Source organism: Sanguibacter sp. TS_SC_8 (assembly GCF_055361235.1).
Genome location: NZ_CM143955.1, coordinates 3,736,300 through 3,752,441, shown reverse-complemented (window position 1 = coordinate 3,752,441; position 16,142 = coordinate 3,736,300). Strand labels below are relative to the sequence as shown.

Sequence of the window (16,142 nt, the reverse complement as noted above, 5' to 3'; positions counted from 1 at the left end):
GAACCACGAAGAGCGCGTCCGATGAGTTCTCATCGGACGCGCTCTTCGTTGTGGAGACTGACGTGCACACCGAACCGGCTGACAGCGGGTCGATGCCCGCTCAATCAGTGCCCGTTCTGGGGTGACTCAGAGTGTGGAGCTCCCTCAACGAGTGAGGAGTTCTCTCAACGGTCGTCGGACCAGCCCGGATACGGGTCACGGTCCTCTGGCTCGTCGGACCTGCTCGCGCTGTGGCGAGTGTCCGTAGCTACATCGGTTCGGCTGTGACCGGTCAACTCTTGTTCGAGCGCCTTGTAGTTCGTCTCGGGACTGTAGTACTTCAGATCCCGGGCGACCTTGGTCTGCTTTGCCTTCTGACGGCCGCGGCCCATGGCTCCGACCCCCTTAACGTAGAAGCGGGGCGGCAGCGTCTTCTCCACGTGCGGCCCCGGGGTAAGTTTTTTCTCTGTTCGGAGTCAACGGTACATGATCTGGGAGCCCCGGGACCACTCAGGCTGGCGGAGGTCACCCCACGGGTCCTCGCCCGAGGGGCCTCCCCAGGATCTTCACAAGAACTTTACCGCTTTCCCCTCTTTTTCACCCGCAAAACAACAAGTACGAATCGCCCGTACTGGGATAATGAATGAAAGCGCAACGATTGATCGCTCTGTTCCCCCACCCCCCGGGACCGGTCGTTGCCTACAGAGAGGTGCATCAATATGGCTGTGAACCGTGGAGAACCCGAAGTCCTGCTGACCCCTGCCGAGGTCGCCAGCTTGTTCCGCGTCGACCCCAAGACCGTGACCCGTTGGGCCAAGGCCGGCAAGTTGTCGTCGATCCGGACGCTCGGTGGGCACCGTCGCTACCGTGAGGCAGAGGTCAAGGGTCTGCTCGCAGACTCCGGTGTCAACATCGGTGAAGAGAGCTGAGCTCGCACCCACCCTCGTGACATGACGAAGGGCCCTCCCGTTCGGGAGGGCCCTTTTGTCATGTGTGGACCTTGTGTGGACCAGGTCGCCGCGGAGTGTTATCGCCGGCGCAGGATGACGATGACCGTCAGAGCGACCGCTCCGGCGGCGACCCCGAGCAGGATCTTGACGTTGCGGGCGCGACTCGGAGCGCCGTCGGGCAGGCCGCCACCGGTGATGAAGGTGCCCGCGTCGGCGGCGGCGACCTTGGTGGCGGTGGTCGCCTCGGCGGCGATGTACTTGGGGTGCAGGCGGGTGGTCAGCTCGTCGATCGTGGCGGCGAGGTCTGCGCGGGCGCGCAGCACCTCGGCGCTGAGCTCTGCGGGCGTCGGCTGGCTCATGACTTGATGCCTTCCTTGATGGCGGTCACGTCGTCGCGCACGCTCTTGACCGTGATCTCGGGGGAGGGGGGAGAAGCCTTCTGGAGCAGCTTCGCCCCGATGAGCCCGGCGCCTCCGGCGATCAGCATGAGCACGACACCGACGATGAGAGCGGCGAGCCACAGCGGCATCACGTTGTCGAGGCCGGCCATCGCCGAGTGCAGCAAGAAGCCGAGGCCGTACAGGGCCATCACCGCTGCGACGCCGAAGAGCGCGATCCCGATGCCGGCGTTCTTGGCCTTCTCGGCCATCTCCGCCTTGGCCGAGGCGATCTCGGCCCGGACCAGCCGACTGGCGTGCTCGCTCAGCTGGCTGACCAAGGTGCCGATCGACGGCGTGCTCGCGGGGCCGCCGGGCAGCCCGTCATCCTTCTCGCTCATCCTCATCACCTTTCGCTGTGTGCAACCGATCTGGGCGTGGTGTCCAGGGTCGAGCCCCGTACACCCCCGCCGACCTGCGGTTCCTATGAAGAAGCGTACGGCTCAGCGGGCTCCGGCGCGCCTAGGCCGGTGGCGGAACAGCAAAAACCCCCTCCCAGCGGACTGGGAGGGGGTGATCGTGGCTCCGACCGGCGTCGATCCGGTGACCTCTCGATTTTCAGTCGAACGCTCTACCAACTGAGCTACAGAGCCTTGACACGGATGCCCGGTCGCACTCTCGCGACCGGGCTACCGATATCAAAGCGACCCCGACGGGACTTGAACCCGCGACCTCCGCCGTGACAGGGCGGCGCGCTAACCAACTGCGCTACGGGGCCTTGGATCAAACAGCGACACAAGGTCCTTCTCTTCAACTCGTTTCCGAGCCGTTGAGAATCCTACAGTACTTCTTGGTGCTCGTTGCACGGTGTCCTGAAGCGCCCCGAACTCCGTACCCCCAACGGGATTCGAACCCGTGCTACCGCCGTGAAAGGGCGGCGTCCTAGGCCGCTAAACGATGGGGGCCCGGTCGCAGGCGAGTCGAGGATCCGGCCCGCCGAAGACCTCGCAAAGCATATGGCCTCACAGGCGTTCTGTGCAAAACCTCTGGTGAGGGAGGATGGATCCATGGTTGACATGTCACGCGAGGAGTTCGAGGAGGCCGTGGGCGACGCCCTCGATCTGGTGCCAGAGGACCTCGCCGCACAGATCGACAACGTGGTCATCTTCGTCGAGGACGACCCGCCCGCCGACACCCCGGACCTGCTGGGCGTCTACGACGGGGTCCCGCTGACCGAACGTGACTTCGGATGGGCCGCGGGATCGCTGCCCGACCGCATCACCATCTTCCGCAACCCGACCCTGGCCATCTGCGACACCCGGGACGAGGTCGTCGACGAGGTGACGATCACCGTGATCCACGAGATCGCCCACCACTTCGGCATCGACGACGAGCGGCTCCACGAGCTCGGCTGGGCGTGAGGCGGACGGACCCAGACCTGTCCGGCCAGGACGAGTAGCCTTGCGCCATGACGATTCTTGTGACGGGCGGGGCGGGATACATCGGCGCACACGTGGTGCGTCTTCTTCTGGAGCGAGGCGACAAGGTTGTCGTCGTCGACGACCTGAGCACGGGGGAGACCTCGCGGATCGGGGAGGCCACCCTCATCGAGCTCGACGTCGCGGGGCCTGGCGCGCAGGAGGTCATCACCGCTGCGCTGCGTGAGCACGAGGTCGAGGCGGTCATCCACTTCGCAGCCCGCAAGCAGGTCGGGGAGTCGATGGCTCGCCCCACCTATTACTACCAGCAGAACGTCACAGGCCTGGCGAACGTCGTCGGCGCCATGGAGGACGCCGGGGTCGACAAGCTCGTCTTCTCCTCCTCCGCCGCGACCTACGGGATGCCCTCGGTCTCGGTCGTGGAGGAGAAGCTGCACGCCGAGCCGATCAACCCCTACGGGGAGACCAAGCTCATCGGGGAGTGGCTGGGCCGGGCGGCGTCGCGCGCCTGGGGGCTGCGTTTCGTGGCGCTGCGGTACTTCAACGTCGCCGGCTCAGGCTGGGACGACCTCGGCGACCCGGCCGTGCTCAACCTCGTGCCGATGGTGCTCGACCGGATCGAGCGCGGTGAACAGCCGCGGCTGTTCGGCAACGACTACCCGACCCCGGACGGCACGTGCATCCGGGACTACATCCACGTGCTCGACCTCGCCAAGGCGCACATCGCGGCGCTGTCCTACCTCGACACCACGGCCCGCCCCTTCGACGTGTTCAACGTCGGCACCGGCACCGGGTCCTCGGTCCGGGAGGTGCTGGACGGACTGGCCCGGGTCAGCGGCCTGACCATCAATGCCATCATCGAGCCGCGCCGCGCGGGCGACCCGCCCCAGCTCGTCGGCTCGCCCGAGCGCATCAACGAGGTCCTCGGCTGGCACGCGGAGGCCGGCCTCGAGGAGATCCTGCAGTCCGCCTGGGACGCCTGGCAGGCTGGTCCGCGCCGCATCACGACCTGATGGCCGGCGCGGGGTCGGCCTTGAACGCGGGCACGCTGGCCGACCCCACCGGCGGCGTGCGGCTCACCATCCCGCACGGGTGGTCCCTGTCCGACGACGTCGGCGCGGCCTCGTGCGAGGCGCCGTCCGCCCAGGCGGACATCACCGGGCGGGTCAGCTCTGCCCAGATCCGGATCGAGGCGGCCCACCGCGGCGCCCTCGTCCCGCGGGTGACGTCCTGGGCCCGCTACCCGGACCTCGCGACGACGGCACGGGAGGTCGTGCAGGACGCCTTCGCCGGTGACGCGACGGCCGTGCTCGTCGACGCCCGCCCGTGTTCGCTCCGGACCGGTCTCGGCGACCAGGTCGACGGGATCCGGATCGACCACGCCCACCACGACATGACGACGGCGATGGTCTCCACGACGATCCTGGTCGACTGTGGGGGCGACGGCGACGGCGACGGTGGCGCGGGTGGTGGCGTCAGTGGCGGTGGTACGGCGAGCGGGTGGGGGATCGTGCGGGTGACCGCATCGGTCCCGGTCGCCCACCACGGTGCGGTCGCGGAGACGGTCGAGCGGGCACTGGCCTCGATCGTGGTCGACGCCCCACGGGGGATGCCGGCTGCGGACCTGTCAGGCGTCGATCCGGGATCGTGGGCCCGCGGATACCGGCCCGCGCCGGTCACGATCGACGACGCAGCCTTCGAGGTGTTCCTCAGGGGTTCGCACAAGATCAGCCCGCGCTGGCGGGCGCCGGTGCTGGCGGCGGGGTTGATCGATGCTCACGGGGTGGCGACTCCGGTGGGGCACTACGTGCGCCGGGCGGTCTCGCGACCTGACCGGCGCGTCGTGCTCCAGGTGTGGGACGGGTCCGAGCTCTCCCGAGCCCAGTTCTGCGCGGATGTCCTCGAAGGACGGGCGGTGCTGCGGTCGTCCCTCCCGGCGCACGTCCAGACCGTCCAGGCCGCCCAGAACGTCCAGGACGGATGGTCAGGGCAGACCATCGACACCGACGGCCCTGACGGACCTGATGGCGGCGTCGGACTCGAGGTCCGTGACATGGCGGCGGTCCCGGCGCGACTCGCCGCGTGGCTGGGGCTGGGCATGGCGGGGCCCGGGCGGTCGTTCGTGCTGGCACCGGGGCGGGCCCTGTCGGCGCAGGTGATCCAGAGCATGGCGCCGGGAACTCCGGCCGTGCGCCGGGGTGCGGTGCTCAGTCCCTCGGACGAGAGCCCGGCCCAGCTGTGGGCGCGGCTGGTCGCGATGCTGGCCTGAGAGGGTCTACTTGACGAACTTGTTCACGGCCCAGGCGAGCGCGAGGCCGACCGCGACCCCGGCGAGGATGAACAACCGCTCCGACCGGGCCATCGAGATGACGATCCCGATGCCGCTGCACGCGACGAGCAGCACGCCGCCCAAGAACCAGTTGGCCTGCTGATGACGGATCTCTGTCTCATTCACCCTCCAAGAGTGCGCCCTGCGCCCGCTGGGGTCAAAGACCGCGGCGGCTAGGACCGATCGAGGGTGAAGGCGGCGAGGCCGCCGGAGTTCGTGATGACGTAGCGGTTCTCGGAGGCGTCGTCCCCCACCGTCGCGGTCGACGTCGCAGCGTCCAGTACCGTGCCGTCGAGCGTGGCCGAGCCGACTCCCTGCTCGAAGGAGACCGTCGCCGCCACGTCCGCGGGCACGGTGACGGAGAACATCGACGCGCCCCCCGACTGGTTGACCGCCACCGCCGTGGTCGGGGCGGGCAGGGTGAGGTCGAAGGTCTCCGCGCCGGTCGCGAAGTCGACCGAGGCGACCTTGCCCCCGGACAGGTCGGCGGACAGCGTCTTCGCGCCCCCTGTGAAGGTCAGGTGCCACACGACCTCGGGGTCGAGGTAGACGGTGACGGCGGTGTCGGTCGAGTTGTCCCCCAGAGTGAAGTCCAGCTCGTAGTGCCCGGCACCGTTCTCGGTGGTCACCGGTTCGACCACAGAGCCCTCAGCCGCCTTGGTGACGAACAGCGCGCCGTCGGTCTCCCCGGTCACGACGTTCACCTCGGTGGCCCCCCCGGCGATCTCGAGCGAGGCCTCGGTGAGGTCGCCGCGGACCGGGAACGCGGCGTCGTCCCCGTTCGCGTCCGACGAGCAGGAGGAGAGCGTGGCAGCGCAGGCGAGGGCGAGCGCCGCGACGGCGACACGAGGACGGAGGGGACGGCGGGCACTGTGCATGGCCAGGACGCTACTGCCGGGCCGGGTGAAGTCCAACAACTTAAACCTTTCACCCACCTGGACCGGTGTCCAGGGACTGGACGGCCCGACCTGAACTCCGGCCAGATCGAGCGGTGGATCCGGGAACCGGTGGCGGGGTCGGTGCGTTGAACCTCGTGTCAAGACCGGCGCGTTCCTGCCCGAGCGGCCGTCGGGGTGCCTCGTGACCGCACGGTGGGGGAGTTCTGCCCATCAGAACGTCGCAGGATGAACCCCGTCCGGCAACGGTGGGGCGATATAGTCGGGCCGTCGCCCACAGGGCGGCGGATCACTGAACGGCGGGGGCATCTGCACCCGCCCTGAGCGTTGGAGTACTCGTGGGAGTCAGTCTTACCAAGGGCGGAAACGTCTCGCTCACCAAAGAGGCACCAGGCCTGACCGCCGTGACCATCGGCCTCGGCTGGGATGCCCGTTCGACCACCGGAGTCGACTTCGACCTGGACGCCAGCGCGATCCTCGCCGGCGCGAACGGCAAGGTCGTCTCGGACGGTCACTTCGTCTTCTTCAACAACCTGACCAGCGTCGACGGTTCCGTCCAGCACACCGGTGACAACCTCACCGGTGAGGGCGACGGCGACGACGAGCAGATCACCGTCAACCTCGCGACCGTCCCGGCAGAGGTCGACAAGATCGTCTTCCCCGTCTCGATCTACGACGCCACGACCCGGTCGCAGAGCTTCGGCCAGGTCCGCAACGCGTTCATCCGCGTCATCAACCAGGCCGGCGGCGCCGAGCTCGCCCGCTACGACCTCAGCGAGGACGCCTCGACCGAGACCGCCATGGTCTTCGGTGAGCTGTACCGCAACGGCGCCGAGTGGAAGTTCCGCGCGGTCGGCCAGGGCTACGCCGAGGGCCTCACGGGCATCGCCCGTGACTTCGGCGTGGGCGTCTGACCCACCCAGCACTGACCGCCAGGGGGCGGCGCGGGCCTGTCCGCGCCGCCCCCTGGCCGCACTTCCTCCCCTGAGCACCTAGACAAGGAACCGCATGTTTCTCCGCACTTTTGGCTGGTCGTTCGCCGTCACCATCGCGGCACTGGCCACCGCGTTGTGGTACGGCAGCTGGAACGCATTCTTTCTCTGCCTGATCCTCGGTGTCCTTGAGGTCTCGCTCAGCTTCGACAACGCCGTCGTCAACGCCAAGGTCCTCGAGCGGATGAGCGAGGCCTGGCAGAAGATCTTCCTCACCGTCGGCATCCTCATCGCCGTCTTCGGCATGCGACTCGTCTTCCCGCTGCTCATCGTCAGCGTGACCGCGAACCTCGGGCCCCTCGAGGCCGTCCGGCTCGCCATGGAGAAGGGCGACATCGACGACGTCGGGTCCTACGGCTACATCCTGGCCGAGGCGCACCCGCAGATCGCCGCCTTCGGTGGACTCTTCCTCCTCATGCTGTTCCTCGACTTCATCTTCGAAGAGCGCGAGATCAGCTGGCTCACCTGGCTCGAGCGTCCGCTGGCCCGCGTGGGCAAGCTCGAGAACCTCTCCGTCGTGGTCGGTGGCGTCGCGCTCGTGCTGGCGGCAGAGTTCCTCGCCGAGGACTCCCACGTTGTGCTCCTCTCCGGGATCCTCGGCATGCTCACCTACCTCGCAGTCAACGGTCTGGGCAGCGTCTTCGAAGGCAGCCTCGAGGCTGAGATCGCCGAGGACGGTGCCGTGACCCCGGCCAAGGGATCCTCGGGTCCGACCGCTCTGGCCAAGGCAACCGGAAAGGCCGGGTTCTTCCTGTTCCTCTACCTCGAGGTGCTTGACGCGTCCTTCTCCTTCGACGGTGTCATCGGTGCCTTCGCGATCACCTCCGACCCGGTGATCATCGCGCTCGGCCTCGGCTTCATCGGTGCCATGTTCGTGCGGTCGATCACGATCTACCTGGTCCGCAAGGGCACGCTCGCCGAGTACGTCTTCCTCGAGCACGGCGCGCACTGGGCGATCGGCGCCCTCGCTGCGATCCTGCTCGTCTCGATCAAGGTACACATCGACGAGCTCATCACCGGACTCATCGGGGTCGTCTTCATCGGGGCTGCGTTCGCGTCCTCCCTGCGCTACCGCAAGCTCCACCGCCTGGACGCGGCCGAGCCTGAGGACGCCGAGCCCGTCACGCTCAAGGCCTGACGCGGCTGGACCTGCCGGCGGTCGCTCGCCGACCGCCGGCTCGTCCACGCTGGACCTGTTCCCACCACCCACCCGGAGGACCCCATGGCCATCGACTACACCCGGCGCTCCGCGGCCCAGCCCGACCCGGCCCAGGCGCCCGGAGCCGAGCCCACGGTCACTGCTCCGGCGGTCTCCTTGTCGAAGATCACCCTGACCAAGGCGGCGCCGAGCGTCTCGCTGACCAAGGAGTCGGTGGCCACGGGGGTCTTGAAGGTGAACCTCAACTGGCAGAGCGCTCCGCCCGCCAAGGGGTTCCTGGCCAAGCTCACCGCCCGTCCGGTCGATCTCGACCTCGCGTGCCTCTACGAGTTCACGGACGGCACCAAGGGTGTCGTCCAGGCGCTCGGCAACGCCTTCGAGGCGATCGACGGTTCCTCACCCCGACGCATCATCTGGCTGGACGGCGACGACCGCTCGGGTCAGACGACAGGCGGGGAGAACCTCACGATCGACCTCAGCCAGACCGCCGCGATCCGCCGCGTCCTCGTCTTCGCGATGATCTACGAGGGCGCCTCCAACTGGGCCGCCGCCGACGGCGTCGTGACGCTGACGCCGCCGTCGGGCGCCCAGATCGAGGTGCGCCTGGACGAGGCGGACGCGCAGTCGCGGATCTGCGCGATCGCCGAGATCACGAACAGCCCCTCCGGTGTGCAGGTGCGCCGGGAGGTCAGCTACATCCGCGGTGGGCACAAGGCCCTCGACGAGGCGTACGGCTGGGGTCTGAACTGGACCCCCGGCCGCAAGTGACCTGCTCAACCGACCCCACCACGTCAGCGGCCCCGGCCGCGGCGGCGAAAGGACTGTCATGTCTGTGAACCTGTCCAAGGGCCAGAAAGTCTCTCTCACCAAGCCGACCGGAGGCACGCTCGTCCGTGTGCGCATGGGGCTCGGCTGGGACGCGATGAAGAAGCGGGGCCTGTTCGGCAAGAAGGACCAGGACGTCGACCTGGACGCGTCCGGGCTGCTCTTCGACTCCGCGGGCACCCTCGTCGACGTCGTGTGGTTCAACCAGCTGCAGAGCAAGGACGGCGCCGTCCTGCACACCGGCGACAACCGCACGGGCGCCGGGGACGGCGACGACGAGTCGATCGTCGTCGACCTCACCCGGGTGCCGGCCGCGGTCACCACGATCGTGTTCACGGTGAACTCCTTCACCGGCCAGGACTTCACGCAGATCGAGAGCGCGTACTGCCGCCTCGTCGACGAGTCGGACGGCTCCGAGATCGCCCGCTACAACCTGTCCGGCTCGGGCACGCACAACGCCCAGGTCATGGCGAAGGTCTCCCGTGACGGTGCCGGCTGGTCGATGACCGCGATCGGCGCGCCGACGTCCGGCCGGACCTTCGAGCAGCTCCTGCCGGCGGTCACGCCCTACCTCTGACCACGCAGAACGCCCGACGGGCTCGGTGGGAGCGGCTCAGCCGCTCCCACCGAGCCCGTCGTCGTTCCCGCCCCGGTCCCCACCCTCGCTGAGTGCGGGGAAACGGCTGCCCAGAACGGACATCGGGCAGCCGTTCGACCGCACTCAGCGAGGGTGGGGGTGGGGGTCAGGAGGGGCGGACGAAGCTGGCGGCGGGGCCGCGCATGGCCTTGACGGTGCGGCCGTCCTGGAAGGCTCCGAGGGCCTCCATCTCCCAGACCGCCCCCGTGCGGCGCAGCACGCACATGAACACGCCGGTGGACGGCTTGGAGTCGGTGAGGTCGAAGCGGACGAGCTCGGCGCGGCTGGCGGTGTCCACGAGGCGGCAGTAGGCGTTCTTGACGTCGGTGAACTTGTGGCTCGAGAACGAGTTGATCGTGAACACGATCGCGACGGCCTCGGCCGGCAGCTTGTCCAGGTCGACGGTGATCACCTCGTCGTCGCCGTCGCCCTGCCCGGTGACGTTGTCGCCCATGTGCTGGACCGCGCCCTTGCAGGCCTTCTTCGACATGAACCAGGACAGGTCGATGTCCTTGCCCGCAGCGTTGAGCACGATCGCCGACGCGTCCAGGTCGATGGCCTTGGACCCCATGGCCGGGTCCCAGCCCAGCCCCAGCTGGATCCGGCTGAGCGCGGGCGCCCCGGTCTTGACCAGGCTCACCCGCTGGTTCTTCTGCAGGCTCACGCGACCCTTGTCGAGATTGACCGTCCCGCGGCTCGCGGGAGCGACCGGCGCTCCGGCCGGTGGGGGCGCGTAGCCCGGGATAGGCGCGGGCGCCATGCCCGACGCCGCAGGCTGGCCGTAGGCAGGCACCTGGCCATAGCCCTGGGTGGGCTGGGCAGGAGGCGCAGGCGGCGCGGGAGGCGCAGGAGCTGCCGGGGCCGGCCGGGAGTACTGGATGGGAGCCGCAGGAGGAGCAGGCGGCGCGGGAGGCGTGACGGGCGGGGTGACGCGGTCAGGCCGGGTGTACTGGATGGGCCCGGCGGGCTGGATGGGCCCGGCGGGCGCGGCCGGAGCCACCACGGGTGCGGACCGCACCGGAGCCACCACGGGCGCGGCAACCACAGGCGCGGTCGGCGCGTCGTCGACGGTGATCCCGAAGTCGGTCGCGAGGCCCTCGAGGCCGGAGGCGTAGCCCTGCCCGACGGCCCGGAACTTCCAGTCGCCGCCGCGGCGGTAGAACTCACCGGACAGGAACGCCGTCTCGGTCGTGGCGTCGCTCATGTCGAACCGGGCGATCTGGGCGTTGGTGGCCAGGTCGGTGAGCAGCAGGTGCAGGCCGGGGACCTGGCTGAACGTGCCGCCGTCGGCCGAGGAGCCCAGGACGATGCGGTCGACCGCGCCCTCGATCCGGGTCGTGTCGATCTCCAGCGCGTCGCGCACCTGCATCCCCGCGGTCTGCTTCGGCAGCTTGCGGACCGCACCCGAGGCGTGGTTCGGCTGGTTGAAGAACACGAAGTCGTCGTCGGACCGGACCTTCCCGGAGCCGGCGAGCAGCAGCGCTGACGCGTCGACGTCGGGGGTCGTGGGACGTGCGTCCCAGACCAGCTCGGCGCGGATCCTGGTGGCGGTCAACCCGATGTTCGAGCCCTTGCTCATCTGCGTCATGCCTCTATGGTGGCAGAGGCTGACCAGCCCGCGGCCAGGCCGGGGAGTTCTCCCCAGCGGGGCTGGTATCGGTGCCCTTTCACCGTCCGTTATCTTGAACTGCTCCCTCCCGCGGAGAGCACCACGAACCCTTGTCACCACAAGGCCTCGAGCACGTAGAGAGCCAGGAACAATGCGCCATTTTGAGTACTTGGGCGACGCTGAGATCGAGCGTCTGTTCTTCCGTGCGCCAGAGCAGTTCACCGTCGACAGCGACCCGCAGATCCTCGCCATGGCCCTGGGAGCAACCCTCTACAGCCCGGGCACCCGACCCAACCTCGCCAAGGACATCGCCAAGCGAGCGGCGCGCGGCGTCGTCTCCCTCGTGGTGTGCCTCGAGGACTCGATCGCCGACGAGGACGTCCCCGCGGCCGAGATCAACACCATCGAGCAGCTGCGCGCCTACGCCCAGACCGCCGCGCCCGGGCCGCTGATCTTCGTCCGGGTGCGCGCGGCCTACCAGATCCCGCTCATCGCGGACGGGCTCGGTGAGCACCTCTCGGTGCTCGCCGGATTCGTCATCCCCAAGTTCCTGGGCGAGACCGGCGTCGAGTACCTCGACGCGGTCGAGGCCGCCTCCGTCGCTGCCGGCCGCCAGCTCTACGCCATGCCGGTCCTGGAGTCGCCCGAGCTCGCCTACCGCGAGTCGCGGGTCGGAGAGCTCGCCGGCATCGCCGAGGTGCTCGCCAAGTACCGCAGCACCGTCCTCGCGGTCCGGATCGGCGCGACCGACCTCTCCTCCGCCTACGGCCTGCGCCGCAACCGCGAGCTGACCATCTACCACGTGCACGTCATCGCCGACGTCATCTCCGACATCGTCAACGTGCTCGGCCGTGCCGGGGACGCCGGGTACCTCATCACCGGACCGGTGTGGGAGTACTTCGCCCAGCACGAGCGCATCTTCAAGCCGCAGCTGCGCGAGACACCGTTCGTCGAGCACGACGAGCGCACGCTGCGCCTGAAGGTGATCGACGCCGACCTGGACGGGCTGATCCGCGAGGTGGTCCTCGACCAGGCGAACGGGCTGACCGGGAAGACCGTCATCCACCCCTCCCACGTCGCGGCCGTCCACGCCCTGTCCGTGGTCTCCCACGAGGAGTACGTCGACGCCCTGGAGATCCTCGGCGCGACGACCGGCGGGGTGAACGCCTCGCAGTACCGGAACAAGATGAACGAGGCGAAGCCGCACCGCGCGTGGGCCGAGCAGCTCGTCCGCCGGGCCCGGGTCTTCGGGGTGGTCCACGAGGACGTCACCTACGTCGACGTGCTGTCCGCGAGCCACCAGCTGTGACCGCTGCGAGCACGTGGGTCGCCGGTCGCCTCGGCGTCGGCATCCACTCCGGCCGGTCCGCGGCCGGGATCAGCCTCGACGACCTCGTCGGGCTGGCGATCCGGCGCAACCCGCGCCGGGCGCACCTGCTCGTCTCGACCGTCCTGGGCAAGCACGTGCCGACCGACCCGCGGCTCGTCTACGCCGCCGGCCGGCTGCTCGGGTTCCTGGCCGCCGGAGAGCTCGCCGGGACGTCCCGGGTCGCCGAGGCCGCCCTGGCTGGCGGTCTCGCGCCCGCGCTGGCCCGCGCGGGCGCCGCCGAGCCGGGCGCCGCGGCGCACCTGCTCGCCGCGGTCGACGCCCTGCACGACGTCGTCCCGCCCACCCCGGCGGGCACCGTCGTCGTCGGTTACGCCGAGACCGCGACGGCGCTCGGGCACTGCGTGGGCGAGGCTCTCGCGGTGCCGTCTCTGCACTCCACCCGGCGCCCGGTGGCCGGGGTCACCCCCGCGGCCGGCTTCGCCGAGGAGCACTCCCACGCGACCGAGCATCTGCTGCTGCCCGAGGACCCGACCTTCCTCGTCGCCGCGGACACGGTGGTGCTCGTCGACGACGAGATCTCCACCGGGCGGACCGCGCTCAACACGATCGAGGCCCTGCAGGCGGACCGCCCGCGCGGGCGGTACGTCGTCGCCGCGCTGATCGACCTGCGCACCGCCGCCGACCGGGAGACCTTCGCCGAGACCGCGGCGCGGCTCGGCACCCGGATCGACGTCGTCACCCTCGCGACGGGGGAGATCACCCTGCCGGCGGGGATCCTCGACGCTGCCGCGCGCCTCGTCGCCGAGGTCGCCCCTCCCGCCCCTCCCGTCCAGATCGACCCACCCGCCCTCCCCGTCCAGGTCGACCCGCCCGAGCAGGTCGCGGCGCCCAGCCCCACCTCCGTCACCCGGGTCACGTCGTGGCCCGCCCAGGTGCGCGACGGCGGCCGGCACGGCTTCCTGCCCGCTCACGAGACGCCGCTGGTGACGGCGGCGCGGGAGGTCGCGGCCGTCGTCGGGCAGGAGCTGGCGGGGGACCACGTGCTGGTGCTGGGCTTCGAGGAGCTCATGTACGCGCCGCTGCGCATCGCGCAGGCGCTCGCCGACGCGGTCGACGCCGACCGCGCAGCCGGCGCGGACGGCACCGGGACCCGGGTGCGGTTCTCCACGACCACCCGCTCGCCGGTGCTCGCCGTCGACGACCCCGGCTATGCGATCCGCACGACTGTGACCTTTCCCTCACACGACGACCCGGACGACGGCCCAGGCCCACGTTTTGCGCACAACGTCGCCCCGGGCGTCGAACCGGCGCGTCGATTCACCGATATCGTCGTGGTCATCGACTCGCCTGCTGACACAGCCGAGCTGTCCATGCCTGGCGGCCTGATCGACCGCGTCGCCGGGTGGTGCGACCACGTGCACGTGGTCGTCATCCCCGCGTACCGCCCCTAGGAGGGGAACCTCGTGACCATCCAGCCCGACACCGCCGAGACCACCGGCGCCCGCCCGGGGCCGGATCTCCCGCGCCCGCTGTACGGTCCCGACTTCGGTTCCTACGCCGCCCACGAGGTCGCCTGGTTGCTCAGCGACCTGTCCTCGGTCGAGCTCGAGGCACCGACCGAGGAGCGTGAGGAGGCCATCCAGTCCGGTGGCGCGCACTACGCGGAGTCCCTCCCCGTCGAGTACCAGCCCACCCAGGAGTACCAGGACCTCTTCCACGCCGCGCTGCGCGAGTCCGCGAACCGGCTCGCCCACGCGGTCGGGGTGGTGACCGACCTCGTCCTCGCCGAGCGCGGGGAACGGGCCGTGCTCGTCTCGCTGGCCCGGGCCGGCACCCCGATCGGGGTGCTCATGCGCCGCTGGGCCAGCTACGCCCACGGGCTGACCCTGCCGCACTACGCGGCGAGCATCGTGCGCGGGCGCGGCATCGACCAGGTCGCGCTCGCCTATCTCGCCGAGCACCACCGCCCCGAGGACATCATCTTCGTGGACGGGTGGACCGGCAAGGGCGCGATCTCCCGCGAGCTGGCCGCCGCCGTCGAGCAGGCCAACGCCGCCCTGGGCCTGATCGGCGCCGGGCAGACCGGCGAGGGCCGGACCGGGTTCAGCGCGGATCTCGCGGTGCTCGCCGACCCGGGCCACTGCGCCGAGCTCTTCGGCACCCGCGAGGACTACCTCATCCCCTCCGCCTGCCTCAACTCGACCGTCTCGGGCCTGGTCTCGCGGACCGTGCTCAACGACGCGCTGATCGGCCCGGGGATGTTCCACGGGGCGAAGTTCTACGCCGACCTGGCCCCGATGGACGTCTCGGGGGAGTTCTGCGACGTCGTGAGCATGCAGTTCGCCGACGTGATCGCCGGCGTCGCCGAGACGATCGCCGCGCGCCAGAGCGCACCGGCGCCGGAGATCACCTGGGCCGGGTGGAAGGCCGTCGAGGCGATCAGCGCCGAGTACGGGCTGGGTGACGTCAACCTCGTCAAGCCCGGCGTGGGTGAGACCACCCGGGTGCTGCTGCGCCGGGTGCCGTGGAAGATCCTCGTGCGGGCCGACGCGAGCGCGGAGCTGGCGCACGTGCGGCTGCTCGCCGCCCAGCGCGGCGTCGAGGTGGTCGAGGTCGACGACCTGCCCTACAGCTGCGTGGGGCTGATCCACCCGCAGTTCACCCGCGGCGCGACCGGCGCCGACGGGACGGCCACCCGATGAGCGCGGACCGGCTCACCGGCCCCGCCGCCAGTGTCACCCCTGTCACGTCGGTCACCCCGGTCATCGCGGCGAGCGACCTCGACCGCACGCTCATCTACTCCGGCAAAGCCGCCAAGCTCGGCCTGCCCCCGGGCACCAAGCTCAAGACCAGCCCGCTCTACGAGGACCTCGTCTGCGTCGAGATGTACAAGGGCGAACCGCTCTCGCACGTCACCCGCACCGCCCTGGCCACGATCACCGAGCTCAACGAGCTCGGCGTGCTCGTCCCGGCCACCACCCGTACCCGGGCGCAGTACCACCGGATCACGTTGCCCGGCCCCCCGGCACGGTACGCGGTGACCGCGAACGGCGGATTCCTCCTGGTCGACGGCGTGGCGGACGCCGCCTGGAGCGCCCAGGTCGCGGCCGTGCTGGCCGAGACCTCGCACCCCTACGCCGAGATCGAGGGCTACATGCACTCGGTGTTCAAGCCGGAATGGACCCGGAAGGTCCGCGGCGCGGAAGACCTCTTCTGCTACGCGGTCATGGATCGGGAGGCGATCCCGGACGGCTTCGTCGAGGAGGTCACGAGCTGGGCGACCAGCCGCGGCTGGCGCGCCTCGCTGCAGGGGCGCAAGTTCTATCTCGTCCCCGACGAGCTCCGCAAGGGGTCCGCGGTCGCCGAGGCGGCCCGCCGGTTGGGCTCGGACACCGTGCTGGCCGCCGGTGACTCCCTGCTCGACGCCGAGATGCTCGAGTCGGCGACGTCGGCGATCCGCCCCGCGCACGGTGAGCTGCATGACGTGTCATGGATCACGCCGGGCCTCACCGTAACCGCCTCAGCAGGGGCAACAGGCGGAGAAGAGATCGCCCAGTGGCTGCTGAGCGGCGTTCTGGAGGTTCTCCACAGGGATTCTCCCAGGACTCTTGCCTAGCCTG

18 protein-coding genes and 3 tRNA genes are annotated in these 16,142 nt (G+C 69.9%); 12 read left to right on the top strand and 9 right to left on the bottom strand.

Annotated elements, in window-relative coordinates; genetic code table 11:
• Positions 1-164: 164 nt before the first annotated feature.
• A complete protein-coding gene (locus ACWA15_RS16865) occupies positions 165-371 on the bottom strand; it encodes a DUF3073 domain-containing protein (RefSeq protein WP_464059550.1) in 207 nt (68 codons plus the stop codon).
• Between the two features lie 327 nt (positions 372-698).
• On the opposite strand from ACWA15_RS16865, the gene ACWA15_RS16860 reads away from it, so the two are divergent.
• Complete coding sequence (locus ACWA15_RS16860) at positions 699-908, top strand: BldC family transcriptional regulator (protein ID WP_093181249.1); 210 nt, start codon at positions 699-701, stop codon at positions 906-908.
• A gap of 98 nt (positions 909-1,006) precedes the next feature.
• Here ACWA15_RS16860 and ACWA15_RS16855 read toward each other — a convergent pair whose 3' ends face one another.
• The 5 genes from ACWA15_RS16855 to ACWA15_RS16835 all read right to left on the bottom strand — a co-directional run bounded on the left by ACWA15_RS16855 (position 1,007) and on the right by ACWA15_RS16835 (position 2,271).
• Complete coding sequence (locus ACWA15_RS16855) at positions 1,007-1,288, bottom strand: DUF3618 domain-containing protein (protein WP_464056684.1); 282 nt, start codon at positions 1,286-1,288, stop codon at positions 1,007-1,009.
• Complete coding sequence (locus tag ACWA15_RS16850) at positions 1,285-1,707, bottom strand: phage holin family protein (RefSeq protein WP_464056682.1); 423 nt, start codon at positions 1,705-1,707, stop codon at positions 1,285-1,287. The genes ACWA15_RS16855 and ACWA15_RS16850 overlap by 4 nt, the downstream gene beginning before the upstream one ends.
• Before the next feature lie 179 nt (positions 1,708-1,886).
• Positions 1,887-1,959 (bottom strand) — tRNA-Phe (locus ACWA15_RS16845).
• Positions 1,960-2,010: 51 nt separating this feature from the next.
• Positions 2,011-2,084, bottom strand: a tRNA-Asp gene (locus tag ACWA15_RS16840).
• A gap of 114 nt (positions 2,085-2,198) precedes the next feature.
• A tRNA-Glu gene (locus tag ACWA15_RS16835) sits at positions 2,199-2,271 on the bottom strand.
• Positions 2,272-2,373: 102 nt separating this feature from the next.
• Here ACWA15_RS16835 and ACWA15_RS16830 point away from each other — a divergent pair.
• The 3 genes from ACWA15_RS16830 to ACWA15_RS16820 are packed head-to-tail and all read left to right on the top strand — an operon-like array spanning position 2,374 to position 5,014.
• On the top strand, positions 2,374-2,727 hold the full coding sequence (locus ACWA15_RS16830; protein ID WP_464056681.1) for a metallopeptidase family protein: 354 nt from the start codon (positions 2,374-2,376) through the stop codon (positions 2,725-2,727).
• 47 nt (positions 2,728-2,774) lie between these two features.
• Positions 2,775-3,758 carry a UDP-glucose 4-epimerase GalE gene (gene galE / locus ACWA15_RS16825; protein WP_464056679.1) on the top strand — a complete coding sequence of 328 codons (984 nt, stop codon included), beginning with the start codon at positions 2,775-2,777 and terminating at the stop codon, positions 3,756-3,758.
• Positions 3,758-5,014: a hypothetical protein gene (locus ACWA15_RS16820; protein ID WP_464056678.1), complete on the top strand. Its 1,257-nt coding sequence runs from the start codon at positions 3,758-3,760 to the stop codon at positions 5,012-5,014. The genes galE and ACWA15_RS16820 overlap by 1 nt, the downstream gene beginning before the upstream one ends.
• A gap of 6 nt (positions 5,015-5,020) precedes the next feature.
• On the opposite strand, the gene ACWA15_RS16815 is transcribed toward ACWA15_RS16820, so the two are convergent.
• Together ACWA15_RS16815 and ACWA15_RS16810 are read right to left on the bottom strand one after the other, a co-directional pair.
• Positions 5,021-5,200 (bottom strand): hypothetical protein, encoded by a 180-nt coding sequence (locus ACWA15_RS16815; RefSeq protein WP_464056676.1) that lies wholly within the window; start codon positions 5,198-5,200, stop codon positions 5,021-5,023.
• A gap of 47 nt (positions 5,201-5,247) precedes the next feature.
• Entirely contained in the window at positions 5,248-5,952 is a 705-nt protein-coding gene (locus tag ACWA15_RS16810; RefSeq protein WP_464056674.1) for a hypothetical protein, read from the bottom strand.
• 356 nt (positions 5,953-6,308) lie between these two features.
• Here ACWA15_RS16810 and ACWA15_RS16805 point away from each other — a divergent pair, with 356 nt between their 5' ends.
• From ACWA15_RS16805 to ACWA15_RS16790, 4 genes are all read left to right on the top strand, one after another.
• Positions 6,309-6,884: a TerD family protein gene (locus tag ACWA15_RS16805; RefSeq protein ID WP_464056673.1), complete on the top strand. Its 576-nt coding sequence runs from the start codon at positions 6,309-6,311 to the stop codon at positions 6,882-6,884.
• 94 nt (positions 6,885-6,978) lie between these two features.
• On the top strand, positions 6,979-8,100 hold the full coding sequence (locus ACWA15_RS16800; protein WP_464056671.1) for a DUF475 domain-containing protein: 1,122 nt from the start codon (positions 6,979-6,981) through the stop codon (positions 8,098-8,100).
• Between the two features lie 84 nt (positions 8,101-8,184).
• Entirely contained in the window at positions 8,185-8,889 is a 705-nt protein-coding gene (locus tag ACWA15_RS16795; protein ID WP_464056670.1) for a TerD family protein, read from the top strand.
• A 58-nt stretch (positions 8,890-8,947) separates the two neighbouring features.
• A complete protein-coding gene (locus tag ACWA15_RS16790; protein ID WP_464056669.1) occupies positions 8,948-9,523 on the top strand; it encodes a TerD family protein in 576 nt (191 codons plus the stop codon).
• A 166-nt stretch (positions 9,524-9,689) separates the two neighbouring features.
• Here the strand turns inward: ACWA15_RS16790 and ACWA15_RS16785 are convergent, their stop codons facing one another.
• On the bottom strand, positions 9,690-11,171 hold the full coding sequence (locus tag ACWA15_RS16785) for a TerD family protein (RefSeq protein WP_464056668.1): 1,482 nt from the start codon (positions 11,169-11,171) through the stop codon (positions 9,690-9,692).
• Positions 11,172-11,361: 190 nt separating this feature from the next.
• Between ACWA15_RS16785 and ACWA15_RS16780 the strand changes: the two genes are divergently transcribed.
• From ACWA15_RS16780 to ACWA15_RS16765, 4 genes are read left to right on the top strand one after another with little or no spacing between them, the layout of a single operon-like run.
• Positions 11,362-12,501, top strand: coding sequence for an HpcH/HpaI aldolase/citrate lyase family protein (locus ACWA15_RS16780; RefSeq protein ID WP_464056667.1), 1,140 nt, complete (start codon positions 11,362-11,364; stop codon positions 12,499-12,501).
• On the top strand, positions 12,498-13,973 hold the full coding sequence (locus ACWA15_RS16775; RefSeq protein WP_464056665.1) for a phosphoribosyltransferase family protein: 1,476 nt from the start codon (positions 12,498-12,500) through the stop codon (positions 13,971-13,973). The genes ACWA15_RS16780 and ACWA15_RS16775 overlap by 4 nt, the downstream gene beginning before the upstream one ends.
• 12 nt (positions 13,974-13,985) lie before the next feature.
• Complete coding sequence (locus ACWA15_RS16770) at positions 13,986-15,224, top strand: cysteine protease StiP family protein (RefSeq protein ID WP_464056663.1); 1,239 nt, start codon at positions 13,986-13,988, stop codon at positions 15,222-15,224.
• Positions 15,221-16,138 carry an HAD family hydrolase gene (locus ACWA15_RS16765; protein ID WP_464056662.1) on the top strand — a complete coding sequence of 306 codons (918 nt, stop codon included), beginning with the start codon at positions 15,221-15,223 and terminating at the stop codon, positions 16,136-16,138. Before ACWA15_RS16770 ends, ACWA15_RS16765 begins: the two co-directional genes overlap by 4 nt.
• Positions 16,139-16,142: the final 4 nt, after the last annotated feature.